Annotated in this window: 13 protein-coding genes; 12 read left to right on the top strand and 1 reads right to left on the bottom strand. The window is 72.6% G+C overall.

Features of this window, described 5'->3' with window-relative positions:
- Window positions 1–271: 271 nt before the first annotated feature.
- Window positions 272–637, top strand: coding sequence for a single-stranded DNA-binding protein (locus FHP29_RS00665; RefSeq protein WP_139620941.1), 366 nt, complete (start codon window positions 272–274; stop codon window positions 635–637).
- Here the strand turns inward: FHP29_RS00665 and FHP29_RS00660 are convergent.
- A complete protein-coding gene (locus tag FHP29_RS00660) occupies window positions 597–1,748 on the bottom strand; it encodes a DUF1015 family protein (RefSeq protein ID WP_139620940.1) in 1,152 nt (383 codons plus the stop codon). The two genes, FHP29_RS00665 and FHP29_RS00660, sit on opposite strands and share 41 nt — an antisense overlap.
- A 50-nt stretch (window positions 1,749–1,798) precedes the next feature.
- On the opposite strand from FHP29_RS00660, the gene FHP29_RS00655 reads away from it, so the two are divergent.
- From FHP29_RS00655 to FHP29_RS22355, 11 genes are all read left to right on the top strand, one after another.
- The gene (locus FHP29_RS00655) at window positions 1,799–2,821 is read left to right on the top strand and encodes an HAD-IIA family hydrolase (protein ID WP_240044215.1); all 1,023 of its coding nucleotides are present in this window, start codon (window positions 1,799–1,801) and stop codon (window positions 2,819–2,821) included.
- A 9-nt stretch (window positions 2,822–2,830) separates the two neighbouring features.
- Window positions 2,831–3,007, top strand: coding sequence for a hypothetical protein (locus FHP29_RS21455; RefSeq protein ID WP_158296431.1), 177 nt, complete (start codon window positions 2,831–2,833; stop codon window positions 3,005–3,007).
- A complete protein-coding gene (locus FHP29_RS00650) occupies window positions 3,007–3,840 on the top strand; it encodes a TlyA family RNA methyltransferase (RefSeq protein WP_139620939.1) in 834 nt (277 codons plus the stop codon). Before FHP29_RS21455 ends, FHP29_RS00650 begins: the two co-directional genes overlap by 1 nt.
- Window positions 3,837–4,802 carry an NAD kinase gene (locus tag FHP29_RS00645; protein ID WP_139620938.1) on the top strand — a complete coding sequence of 322 codons (966 nt, stop codon included), beginning with the start codon at window positions 3,837–3,839 and terminating at the stop codon, window positions 4,800–4,802. Before FHP29_RS00650 ends, FHP29_RS00645 begins: the two co-directional genes overlap by 4 nt.
- The gene (recN, locus tag FHP29_RS00640) at window positions 4,799–6,553 is read left to right on the top strand and encodes a DNA repair protein RecN (protein ID WP_205013759.1); all 1,755 of its coding nucleotides are present in this window, start codon (window positions 4,799–4,801) and stop codon (window positions 6,551–6,553) included. Before FHP29_RS00645 ends, recN begins: the two co-directional genes overlap by 4 nt.
- Before the next feature lie 37 nt (window positions 6,554–6,590).
- Window positions 6,591–8,300, top strand: a complete 1,710-nt coding sequence (locus tag FHP29_RS00635) for a CTP synthase (protein ID WP_139620950.1) — start codon at window positions 6,591–6,593, stop codon at window positions 8,298–8,300.
- Complete coding sequence (locus tag FHP29_RS00630; RefSeq protein ID WP_139620937.1) at window positions 8,297–8,893, top strand: NUDIX domain-containing protein; 597 nt, start codon at window positions 8,297–8,299, stop codon at window positions 8,891–8,893. The genes FHP29_RS00635 and FHP29_RS00630 overlap by 4 nt, the downstream gene beginning before the upstream one ends.
- On the top strand, window positions 8,886–9,371 hold the full coding sequence (locus FHP29_RS00625) for an Lrp/AsnC family transcriptional regulator (protein ID WP_139620936.1): 486 nt from the start codon (window positions 8,886–8,888) through the stop codon (window positions 9,369–9,371). Before FHP29_RS00630 ends, FHP29_RS00625 begins: the two co-directional genes overlap by 8 nt.
- A gap of 137 nt (window positions 9,372–9,508) precedes the next feature.
- Complete coding sequence (ald, locus tag FHP29_RS00620; RefSeq protein WP_139620949.1) at window positions 9,509–10,624, top strand: alanine dehydrogenase; 1,116 nt, start codon at window positions 9,509–9,511, stop codon at window positions 10,622–10,624.
- Window positions 10,625–10,654: 30 nt separating this feature from the next.
- Window positions 10,655–11,620 (top strand): site-specific tyrosine recombinase XerD, encoded by a 966-nt coding sequence (locus FHP29_RS00615; protein WP_139620935.1) that lies wholly within the window; start codon window positions 10,655–10,657, stop codon window positions 11,618–11,620.
- On the top strand, window positions 11,613–12,597 hold a 985-nt coding region (locus FHP29_RS22355), incomplete at its 3' end, for a DEAD/DEAH box helicase (RefSeq protein WP_240044214.1). The genes FHP29_RS00615 and FHP29_RS22355, both read left to right, overlap by 8 nt.

The raw sequence follows: 12,597 nt of genomic DNA, 5'->3' as shown, positions 1-12,597 counted from the left end.
CGAGAGGATGTGGGAGAGTAGGACGCCGCCGGACAAACATTGCCTCAGGGCCAGCACTTCGTGTGCTGGCCCTGAGTGCTTTTTGGGGTTCCGCGTGCGTCCCTGTCGTCCCAGTGATCGTGGATCGCTCCCTCGAGTGTCCCCAGGTCGCCACTGGCCCTCGGTTGTCCACAGCTTCGCCGCGCGCAGGCGCCTTCGTGTCGGAGCCGGTGATGAGGATCGTCGTGACGGGCGAGCCGGCCGGGTTCGCCGTGGAGTGAGGTGGTCTGGCATGACGATGGAGATGCAAGCGGTTGCGACGGCCAACACGGTGCTGCTCAGTGGACGTGTGGCCGCGGAACCGGAGGAGCGCGTGCTGCCGAGCGGTGACCGGCTGTGGACCTGCCGGCTGGTCGTGCCCCGGACAGACGTCCGGGTGCTGGCCTCGGGCCGGAGGGGTCCGTCGGTGGACGTGGTGGACCTCGCCGGTTGGTCGGGTCGGGTGCGCCGGTCGATGAGCACGTGGCACGCCGGTGACGTCGTGGGCGTGGAGGGTGCGCTAAGGCGTCGGTTCTACCGGGCCGGCGGCCAGACGGCGTCGCGGGTCGAGGTCGAGGTCACGGCCGCGCGGGTGCTGCGTCGCGCAACGAGCGGATGAGCACGCCCAGACTCGGCTTCGGCTGGAAGGAGGTGGCCTTCTCCGGCAGGAGCCGATCGGCCTCCGCGATCCGGTGCACCAGATCGACGGAGGGCGCGGGCATGAGCACCGCGATGGAGTCGGGCCGCGCTCGGCCGAGGGCCTCGTCGACCGTGTGGTGGTAGGCGATCGCGGCCGGCCCGTGGGGGAGGGCGGGCAGGATCCGACGATGCAGGACCTCCACGGCGGCCTCGTCCTCCTCGACCCGGAGGCTGACGCCGGCCCAGCGCTTGCCGTCGGTGGCCGCGAGGCGCGCCGACGACAGGGCGTGCACGGCCTCTGCCTGGCCCTCCTCGTGGTAGTCGAGGCCGAGTGTCTCGGCGGCGTCGCGGAGGTCGTCGAGGGAGGTGCCGGTGAGCGTGCGGTGGATGGGGCCGAGGAAGAGCGGGGTGTCGCCCTGGTCGACGAGCATGGCGAGGCCGAGATCGGTGGGCCGGGGTCCGTCGGGTTCTCCGACGCGCCGTCGCTGGAGGCGCAGGTAGGCCGCGTAGCGATGGTGGCCGTCGGCGATCAGGGCGCGGCTGTCGGCGAGCTCTGCGGCGATCGCGGCGTGGGTGGCGGGCGAGCGGATGGCCCAGACCCGGTGCTCCTGCCCGCCACGGTCGGCGAAGGCGCGGTCCGGCTCCCGGCGCGCGGCCTCCGCCAGCACCTCGCGCAGGCCCGGGGTGCCCTGATGGACGAGCAGGATCGGTGCCGGGTTGAGCTGCATCTCGTCCATCCGGTCCGCGAGCTCGTCCGCCTGGGTGGGATGGATGCCCTCGTGGGGGAGCACGGCGCGGTCCTCCGCGCGGGCGGCCCGGCGCGAGACGTCCAGGGCGCCGACGAGTCCACGCACGGTCATCCCGTTGGAGCTGTACTCGTGGATGTAGAGCGCGGGCTCGGTGTCGGCGGTGACCAGGCCGCGGGCCTCCCAGCGCACGAGGCGCGCCGAGACGTCCTTGTACGGACGCGCGAAGGCGCGACCGGTGCTGGGGTGGCCGACCCGCGCGGGGGTCAGCATGAGGGCGGGGAAGGGCTCCAGACGCAGCGGACCGGCCACATACGGCGGGGTCACGAGAGCGGCGGCGTCCATCAGGGCATCGTACGGATCCCACCGCGGGAGCTGCTGGCAAGGTGGGGCACGTGTTGCTCACCTCCACCGAACCACTGGCCCGCGCCTACGACCTCGCGATGCTCGACCTGGACGGGGTCGTCTACATCGGACAGGAGGCCGTCGCCGGCGCGTCCGCCCACATCGAGCAGGCCCGTGATGCCGGGATGCGGGTCGCCTTCATCACCAACAACGCCTCCCGAGCGGCAGCAGTGGTCGCCGAGCACCTGAGGACCCTCGGGGTGCCGGCGCGGACGCCGGACGTCGTGACCAGCGCCCAAGCGGCGGCCCGGCTGCTCGCGGACCGGTTCGGGGCGGGCTCACCGGTGGTGTGCCTGGGCGGGCCGGGACTGCACGCTGCCCTGGAGGAGGCCGGCCTCGAGCCGGTGGATGCGGAGGCGGACGCGGTCGCCGCGGTGAGCGGGTACGGACCCGACCTGCGGTGGCGCGAGATCATGCACGTCGCGGTGCGGATCCGCGACGGCCTGCCGTGGGTGGCCAGCAACACCGACCACACCATCCCGACGACGTACGGCGTGGCGCCGGGCCACGGGGTGCTCGTCGAGATGCTGGAGCGGTTCACCGGGATCACGCCGCAGGTCGCCGGGAAGCCGGCGCGCCCACTGCTCGACGAGACGATCCGCCGGGTGGGCGGCCGGCGTCCGTTGATGGTCGGGGACCGGCTCGACACCGACATCGAGGGCGCCCGGAACGCGGAGGTGGACTCGCTGCTCGTGCTCACCGGCGTGACCGGGCTCGCCGAACTGGTCGCGGCCCGGCCGCAGGAGCGGCCGACCTACCTGGCCGCCGATCTCGGCGGGCTGACGGACACGCACCGGGCTCCGGGCAGGGACGAGACCGGCTGGCACCTCGGCGGGTGGTCCGGCCGGGTCGAGGGTGGACGTCTGGTGGTGGAGCAGACCGAGGCGGCGCCGGCCCTCGACGACTGGTGGAGGGTCGTGGCCGTGGCGTCGTGGGAGCACCAGGACCGCACCGGCGCAGTGCCGGACATCACCGCGGCCCGCGTCCCCGGAACCGGCCGGGCGACGCGGTAGCCTCGCGCCATGACCGAGGTAGGTGTTCCCGCCCCCACGCCCACCGGGATCGACGCCGTCGACCGCGTGCTCGACCTGGTCGCAGGTCTCGCCGAGCGTCCGCTCGAGGAGCACGCCGGCGTGCTCGAGGAGGCGCACAGCGAGCTGCGGCGCACCCTCGACAATCCGGCGCCGGCCGTCCCGTAGTGCCACCGCGCCGACTGCGGCTCGACGCGGAGCTGGTCCGCCGCGGCCTGGCGCCGTCGCGGGAGCGTGCCGCCCAGCTCATCGCCGACGGCCGCGTCAAGGTCGCCGGAGCCCCGGCCTCCAAGGCGGCGACGGGTGTCACGACCGACGTCGCGATCGTTGTCACCGAGGGCACCAACGGCCCGGACTACGTCTCGCGCGGCGCGCACAAGCTTGCGGGCGCGCTTGCCGCCTTCGGCCCGCTCGGCCTGCAGGTCGAGGGTCGCCGCTGCCTCGACGCCGGCGCATCGACCGGAGGCTTCACCGACGTCCTGCTCCGCTCCGGCGCGGCCGAGGTGGTCGCGGTGGACGTCGGCTACGGACAGCTGCACTGGTCGTTGCAACAGCACGAGCGCGTCGTCGTCCACGACCGGACCAATGTCCGCACGCTCACGGCCGACGACATCGGCGGGCCGGTCGACCTCGTGGTCGGCGACCTTTCCTTCATCTCCCTCACCCTGGTGCTCGACGCCCTCCTCGGCGTGACGCGCCCCGACGGCGATCTCGCGCTCATGGTGAAGCCGCAGTTCGAGGTCGGCAAGGACCGTCTCGGCAAGGGTGGCGTGGTCCGCGACCCCGAGCTGTGGGTGGAGACGGTGCTGGCCGTCGCGCACGCGGCCGGTCAGCGGGGGTGGGGGGCGCGCGCGGTCACCGTGAGCCCGCTGCCCGGCCCCTCGGGCAACGTCGAGTTCTTCCTCTGGCTGCGGCACGGGCCGGCGTCGGCGGACGACGCGTCCATCGCCGAGATCGTCCGGCGGGGCACGTCGGACCCGGGTGAGAGGGTGGGGCCATGACCTCCGCCACCAAGGACACCCCGCGCCGGGTGCTCGTGCTCGCCCACACCGGGCGCGCCGAGGCGCGCGACGTGGCCCGCGCCTTCGTGAAGGAGCTCTCCGGACACGGGATCGCCGTCCGGCTGCTGCGCCACGAGGCCGCGGACCTCGACCTCGATCCGCAGGAGTACGTCCCCGCCGTCGAGCTGACCGACTCCGAGTCCGACGCGAGCCACGGCTGTGAGCTGACCGTCGTCATCGGGGGAGACGGCAGCATCCTGCGGGCCGTGGAGGTCACCCACCAGCGCTCGACCCCGGTGCTCGGGGTCAACCTGGGGCACGTCGGCTTCCTCGCCGAGGCCGAGCACGAGGACGTCGCGGCGACCATCGAGGCGATCGTCCACCAGCGCTACACCACCGAGGACCGCCTCACTCTCGACGTGAAGGCCTACGTCGGCGGCGAGCTGGTCTACTCGACGTTCGCGCTCAACGAGGCCAGCGTCGAGAAGGCCGCCCGCGAGCGGATGCTCGAGGTCGTGGTCGAGATCGACGACCGCCCCCTCTCGCGCTGGGGCTGCGACGGCGTGGTGTGCGCGACGCCGACCGGTTCGACCGCCTACAACTTCAGCGCCGGCGGGCCGATCGTGTGGCCGCAGGTCCAGGCGCTGTGCATCGTCCCGCTCAGCGCCCACGCCCTGTTCGCCCGGCCGATGGTGGTCGCGCCGTCGTCGGTGATCGCGATCGAGGTGCTCGAGGGCAACCAGGGCTCCGGCGTGCTGTGGTGCGACGGCCGGCGCAGCGTGGACCTTCCCCTCGGCGCCCGGATCGAGGTCAGCCGCGGCGAGCGGCCGGTCCGGCTCGTACGCCTGCACCAGGCGCCGTTCACCGACCGTCTCGTCGCGAAGTTCGGGCTCTCCGTCGAGGGCTGGCGGGGTGCGGCCGAGCAGCGCCGCCGCGCCCGGGCGCAGGAGGAGGGACCGTGATGGAGGAGATCCGGATCACCTCGCTCGGCGTCATCGATGCCTCGACGCTGGAGCTCGGCCCCGGCCTGACCGTCATCACCGGCGAGACCGGTGCCGGCAAGACCATGGTCGTGACCGCGCTCGGGCTCCTGCTGGGCGGCCGTGCCGACAGCGGGGCGGTCCGCGCCGGAGCCAAGCAGGCGCGGGTCGAGGGCCTCGTGAGCGCCGCGGCGCTGCCCGGCCTCGTCGCTGCGGTCGAGGAGGCCGGCGGCGAGGCCGATGACGACGCCGTGGTGCTGGCGCGCAACGTGAGCGCCGAAGGGCGCTCCCGGGCGTTCGCCGGTGGCGCCGCGGTGCCCGTCGCGACGCTCGCCGAGATCGCGGAGCCGCTGGTGGCGGTGCACGGTCAGTCCGACCAGCATCGCCTGCTCAAGGCGCAGACGCAGCGCCATGCGCTCGACCGGTTCGGCGCGCTGGATGAGCTGCTCGCCTCCTATACGAGCGTCCACGACCGTCTGGTCGTCACCGAGCGCGAGCTGGCGGAGGTCGTCGCCACCGCCCGGGAGCGCGCCCGCGAGGCCGACCTGCTGCGCTTCGGCGTCGACGAGGTCGCCGCGGTGGCGCCGCAGCCCGGGGAGGACGCCGAGCTGGCCGCCGAGGAGGCGCGGCTCGGGCACGCCGACACGCTGCGCGCCGCAGCCGAGCAGGCGCGCGAGGCACTCTCGAGCGAGCACGGCTCACCCGACGCGCTCGGTGCCGTCGCTGCTGCCCGCGGACTGCTCGAGGGCGTCCGCGGCCACGACAGCGAGGCGGCCGAGCTGGCCGACCGGGTGGCAGAGGTCAGCTACCTGCTCTCCGACGTCGCCGCCGACGTGGCGTCGTACGCCGCGCGGATCGACACCGACCCGGCACGACTGGCCGCCGTCTCGGAGCGCCGGGCGGCGCTGATCGGACTCACCCGCAAGTACGGCGACTCGGTCGACGAGGTGCTCGCCTGGGCCGAGCGGTCGGCGACGAGGCTGCTGGACCTCGACTCGACCGACGACAAGATCAAGGATCTGGCGAGCCGCGCCGCGCAGCTGCGCGCGGAGCTCGCCGAGGCCGGAGCGGCCCTGAGCGCCGGCCGCATCGCCGCGGCCGAGCGACTCAGCCGCGCGGTGTCCGACGAGCTCACCCTGCTGGCCATGCCGCATGCGGAGGTGACCGTCCGCGTCGCGCCCCGCACGGCCGAGGCGCCGAGCGACCCCGAGCATCCGCCGGCCGACCTGCTGAGGGTGGGGGAGCGCTGGGTCCGGTTCGCCCGCAGCGGGCTCGACGAGGTCGAGTTCCTGCTGGCCGCCAACACCGGCTCCGAGCCGCGCCCGCTGCACAAGGGCGCGTCGGGCGGTGAGCTGTCGCGGGTGATGCTCGCCGTCGAGGTCTGCCTGGCCGGCACGAGTCCTGTCCCGACGTTCGTGTTCGACGAGGTCGACTCGGGTGTCGGCGGAGCGGCGGCGGTCGAGATCGGTCGCCGGCTGGCCACCCTCGCCGAGCAGGCGCAGGTCCTCGTGGTGACCCACCTTCCGCAGGTCGCCGCCTTCGCCGACCGCCATGTGCTCGTCGAGAAGTCCAGCGACGGGTCGGTGACCAGTTCCGGGCTGGTGACGCTCGACGATGCCGGTCGCGAGCGGGAGCTCTCACGGATGCTGGCGGGTCTCGCGGAGTCCGACACGGCGCTGGCCCACGCTCGCGAACTGCTCGAGCTCGCGCGAAACGCCCCGCGGGCACGGTGAATCGCCCGGTGATGACGTAGGATGGAATCCCGTGAACATGGCGCACGGTAGCGGTCGGCAGGCAAAGCACGTCTTCGTCACCGGAGGTGTCGCCTCCTCGCTCGGCAAGGGCCTGACTGCCTCCAGTCTCGGACGGCTGCTCCGCTCGCGTGGCCTGCGGGTCACGATGCAGAAGCTCGATCCGTACCTCAACGTCGACCCCGGGACGATGAACCCGTTCCAGCACGGCGAGGTGTTCGTCACCAACGACGGCGCGGAGACCGATCTCGACATCGGGCACTACGAGCGCTTCCTCGACACCGACCTCAACCAGATCGCGAACGTGACGACCGGGCAGGTCTACTCCTCGGTCATCGCCAAGGAGCGCAAGGGCGAGTACCTCGGCGACACGGTCCAGGTGATCCCGCACATCACCAACGAGATCAAGGACCGCATCCTCGCCATGGGCCATGGCGCCGCCGACGGGCAGCCGGTCGACGTGGTGATCACCGAGGTCGGCGGGACCGTGGGCGACATCGAGTCCCTGCCCTTCCTCGAGGCGGCCCGTCAGGTCCGCCACGACATCGGGCGCGACAACTGCTTCTTCCTGCACGTCTCGCTGGTGCCGTTCATCGGCCCCTCGGGCGAGCTGAAGACCAAGCCCACCCAGCACTCGGTGGCCGCGCTGCGCCAGGTCGGCATCCAGCCCGACGCCGTGGTCTGCCGGGCCGACCGCGAGCTGCCGGAGGGCATCAAGCGGAAGATCTCGCTGATGTGCGACGTCGACCAGGAGGCCGTCGTCACGGCCCCCGACGCGCCGTCGATCTACGACATCCCGAAGGTCCTGCACCGCCAGGGGCTCGACGCCTACGTCGTACGCCGGCTCAACCTGCCCTTCCGTGACGTCGACTGGACGGTCTGGGACGACCTGCTCCGCCGGGTGCACCACCCGAAGGAGGACGTCACGATCGCCCTGGTCGGCAAGTACATCGACCTCCACGACGCCTACCTGTCGGTGACCGAGGCCCTGCGCGCCGGCGGGTTCGCCCACGAGGCGAAGGTCCACATCCGCTGGGTCGCCTCCGACGAGTGCGACACCCCGGCCGGCGCGACCAAGCACCTCTCCGACGTCGACGCCATCTGCGTGCCGGGCGGCTTCGGCATCCGCGGGCTGGAGGGCAAGCTGGGTGCGTTGACCTACGCCCGCGCCCACGGCATCCCGACCCTCGGCCTGTGCCTGGGCCTGCAGTCGATGGTCATCGAGTACGCCCGGACCGAGCTCGGGCTCACCAAGGCCGGCTCCACCGAGTTCGACCCGGACACCCCGGAGCCGGTCATCGCCACGATGGAGGAGCAGAAGTCCATCGTCGAGGGCGAGGGCGACCTGGGCGGCACCATGCGGCTCGGTCTCTACCCGGCGCAGCTCAAGGCCGGCTCGATCGCACGTGAGGTCTACGGCGCCGAGGTGATCGAGGAGCGCCACCGCCACCGCTACGAGGTCAACAACGCCTACCGCTCTCAGCTGGAGGAGGCCGGCCTGGTGTTCTCCGGCCTCAACACCGAGCTCGACCTCGTCGAGTTCGTCGAGCTGCCCCGCGACGTGCACCCCTACTACATCGGCACCCAGGCGCACCCCGAGCTGCGCTCGCGCCCGACCCGCCCGCACCCGCTGTTCGCCGGCCTGGTCGGCGCGGCGATCAAGCGCCAGCGCGAGACCCGGCTGGAGATCGACGACACCAACCTGCACGCCGAGCCGATCGACGAATGAGCGAGCTGCGCGACGTCCCCGAGTCGTGGCCGGTCGTCGAGAGCACCGACCTGCACCGTGACGCGTGGGTCGTGGCGTTCCGCTCCGACCGGGTCCGCCGACCGGGCGCCGACCACGAGGAGCCGTTCCGCCGGCTCGTGCTGGAGCACCCCGGGGCATCGGTGGTCCTGGCGATCGACGCGGACGACCGCGTGCTGTGCCTGCGCCAGTACCGCCACCCCGCGCAGTACCGCCTCGTCGAGCTCCCGGCCGGCGTGATCGACCACCCGGGGGAGGATCCCGAGCAGGTCGCCCGGCGCGAGCTGCGCGAGGAGGCGGCGCTGGCCGCGGAGCACTGGACCCACCTGCTCTCGACCCTCAGCTCGCCGGGCTACTCCGCGGAGTGGATCCACTTCTACCTCGCCGAGGGGCTCTCGCCGGCCGACCGCGGCGACTTCCTGCTCGAGCACGAGGAGGCCGACCTCGAGGTGTTCTGGGCCCCGTTCGCCGACCTGGTCGACGCCGTCCTCGCCGGGGACGTCGCCGACGGGCCGGTGGTGCAGGCGGTGCTCGCCCTCCAGGTCCGCCGGGACCGCGAGGCCGCGCGTGGTTGAGCTCGACCCGATCGACGCCGCGATCGTGCGCGAGCTCCAGCGCGACGCCCGGCTGGCCAACAACGTGCTGGCGGCCCGGGTCGGGATCGCACCCTCCACGTGCCACGGGCGCGTGCGCTCCCTCTTCGAGCGCGGCGTGATCCGCGGAGCCCACGCCGAGATCGACCAGGCGAGCATCGGCCGGCCGCTCCAGGCGATGATCTCGGTCCGGCTGCGGCCGCACGCGCGCGGTGAGCTGAGCGCGTTCGCCCAGGCCATGACGACCCTGCCCGAGGTGCTCAACGTCTACTTCCTCGCCGGCGCGGACGACTTCCTCATCCACGTCGCGACCGCCGGCTCGGAGGAGCTGCGCGAGTTCGTCCTCAACCACCTCAGCGGCACGCGCGACGTCGCCATGACCGAGACCAGCCTGATCTTCGAGCACCTGCGCGGCCGCGCGGCCGAACCGGATTCGGTGAGACGCCGGTCACCGCGCTGAGCGTCGACGATCCGATCCGGGTTTGCGCGAACGACGCGAATTTTCGATGCCACCTCTAGCGTGCGGCTCGACTGATCTTCATGATTTCTGACCATGGAGGAATCCGCGACGGATTCCATGATCAGGAGGACCTGCACATGCGCGTCGGCGTGCCCAAGGAAGTCAAGAACCACGAGTACCGGGTGGCCATCACCCCGATCGGCGTGCACGAGCTGGTGGCCCACGGCCACGAGGTCGTGGTCCAGGCCGGCGCCGGCGTGGGCTCCCAGATCGCGGACGAGGAGTACGTCGCCGCGGGCGCGACGATCCTCCCCGACGCGGACGCGGTGTGGGGGAGCGCCGAGATGGTCCTCAAGGTCAAGGAGCCGGTGGCCGAGGAGTACCACCGGATGCGCGAGGGTCAGGTGCTCTTCACCTACCTCCACCTCGCCGCCGACAAGGCGCTGACCGACGAGCTGATCGCGCGCAACGTCACCGCGATCGCCTACGAGACCGTGCAGCTGCCCTCGGGTGCCCTGCCGCTGCTCTACCCGATGTCCGAGGTCGCCGGCTGCCTGGCACCCCAGGTCGGGGCGTACTCGCTGATGAAGGCGCAGGGCGGTCGCGGTGTGCTCATGGGTGGCGTCGGTGGCGTCGCGAACGCCAAGGTCGTCATCATCGGCGCCGGTGTGTCGGGCCAGAACGCCGCGAACATCGCGCTCGGCATGGGTGCCGATGTCACCCTGCTCGACACCGACCTCGACAAGCTGCGGATGTCGTTCTGGCGCTACAACAACCGGGTCCACGGGCTCGCGTCCTCCAAGCTCGCGATCGAGCAGCAGGTGATGGAGGCCGACATGGTCATCGGCGCGGTGCTGATCCCCGGTGCTGCGGCGCCGAAGCTGGTGTCCAACGAGCTGGTCTCGCGGATGAAGCCGGGCTCGGTGCTCGTCGACATCGCCGTGGACCAGGGTGGCTGCTTCGAGGACACCCGTGCCACCACGCACGCGGACCCGACGTACCAGGTGCACAACTCGACGTTCTACTGCGTGGCGAACATGCCGGGCGCGGTGCCGAACACCTCGACCTACGCGCTGACCAACGCCACCCTGCCCTACGTCGTGGCGCTGGCCGACAAGGGTTGGCAGGCCGCCTGCCGTGCCGACGCCAGCCTCGCGCTGGGCCTCAACACCCACGCCGGTCAGCTGACGAACGCCCCCGTGGGCGAGGCCACCGGGATCACGGCGGTGCCGGTGGAGGAGGCACTGGCCTGAGGGCGCATGCCGGGAGGCTAGCCTGACGACGTGAGCACGGGTGCGGTGGACCGGGCGGTCCGTACGTACCTGGACCACCTCGCGGTCGAGAAGGGGTTGGCGGCCAACACGCTGACCTCCTATCGGCGCGACCTGCGCAGGTACCGCGCCCACCTCGCCGGGAGCGGCATCGACTCGCTCGACGCGGTCACCGAGGCCACGGTCACCGACTTCCTCGTCCGGCTGCGCGAGGGCGATGCCGATCACCCGCCGTTGAGCGCGTCCAGCGCGGCGCGCACGGTCGTCGCGGTCCGCGGGTTCCACCGGTTCGCGGTCGCCGACGGGTTGGCCCAGGCCGACCCGGCGGCGGCCGTCAAGCCGCCCACTCCCGCCAAGCGGCTGCCCAAGGCGCTGCCGCTGGCGGACGTCGAGGCGATCCTCGAGGCTGCCGGCGCGCCGGGCACCCCGCTGGCGATGCGCGACCGGGCGCTCCTGGAGATCCTCTACGGCACGGGCGCACGGATCTCCGAGGCGGTGGGCCTCGACGTGGACGACGTCGGCCACCTCGTCGAGCCCGGACTCGACGCCGCCGACGCGACCCTGCTCCTGAGCGGCAAGGGCGGCAAGGAGCGGATGGTGCCGGTCGGCTCCTACGCGCGGGCGGCGTTGTCGGCGTACCTCGTGCGGGGCCGGCCGGCGCTCGCCGGGGTCTCGACAGGCTCGCCCAGCGGCGGAGCGCTCTTCCTCAACGCCCGCGGCGGGCGGCTCTCCCGCCAGTCGGCGTGGGCGGTCCTGGTCAAGGCCGCCGAGCGCGCCGGGGTGACCCGCGACGTCTCGCCCCACACCCTGCGACACTCGTTCGCCACCCACCTGCTCGACGGCGGCGCCGACGTGCGGGTGGTCCAGGAGCTGCTCGGGCACGCGTCGGTCACGACGACGCAGGTCTACACGCTCGTCACCGTCGACAACCTGCGCGAGGTCTTCGCCACCGCGCACCCGAGGGCCCGCCATGGCTGACGCCCAGGACGCTGCGTACGACCGGATCCTGGCGTACGCCGAGCAGCGCGACCTCGAGCTGTATCCGCACCAGGAGGAGGCGATCCTCTCCCTCCTCGCCGGCGACAACGTGGTCCTGGCGACGCCGACCGGCTCGGGCAAGTCGCTGGTCGCGATGGCGGCCGCGATGGCCGCTCTCGTCGACGACCGGGTCACCTTCTACACCGCGCCGATCAAGGCGCTGGTGAGCGAGAAGTTCTTCGATCTCGTCGAGATCTTCGGAGCGGCCGACGTCGGCATGCTCACCGGCGACGTCGCGGTCAACGCGGACGCTCCGGTGATCTGCTGCACGGCCGAGGTCCTCGCCAACATCGCGCTGCGCGAGGGCGCGCAGGCCGACGTCGGCATGGTGGTGATGGACGAGTTCCACTTCTACGGGGAGCCCGGACGCGGCTGGGCGTGGCAGGTGCCGCTCATCGAGCTGCCCCAGGCGCAGTTCCTGCTCATGTCGGCCACCTTGGGCGACACCAGCGAGCTCGCGGTCGACCTCACCCGCCGCAACGGCCGGGAGACCTCCGTCGTCGACGACGCGGAGCGCCCCGTCCCGCTGGACTTCTCCTGGTCGCTGGAGCCGATGGGCGACAAGCTCGCCGAGCTGGTCACCACCGGCCAGGGCCCGGTCTACGTCGTGCACTTCACCCAGGCCGCCGCCGTCGAGCACGCGACCTCGCTGCTCAGCGGCCCCGGTCGGCTCGACAGCGTGCTGCCGAAGGGGCGCAAGGAGCAGATCGCCGAGCGGATCGCCGAGCGGATCGCCGGCGTCCGCTTCGCCGCCGGGTTCGGCAAGACGCTCAACAAGCTGCTGCGGCAGGGGATCGGCGTGCACCACGCGGGGATGCTGCCGCGCTACCGCCGGCTCGTGGAGCAGCTCGCGCAGGCGGGTCTCCTCACGGTGATCTGCGGCACCGACACCCTCGGCGTCGGCATCAACGTCCCCA

The organism is Nocardioides albidus (assembly GCF_006335005.1).
GTDB lineage: Bacteria > Actinomycetota > Actinomycetes > Propionibacteriales > Nocardioidaceae > Nocardioides > Nocardioides albidus.
This window is presented reverse-complemented; position numbering and strand designations above follow the sequence as displayed.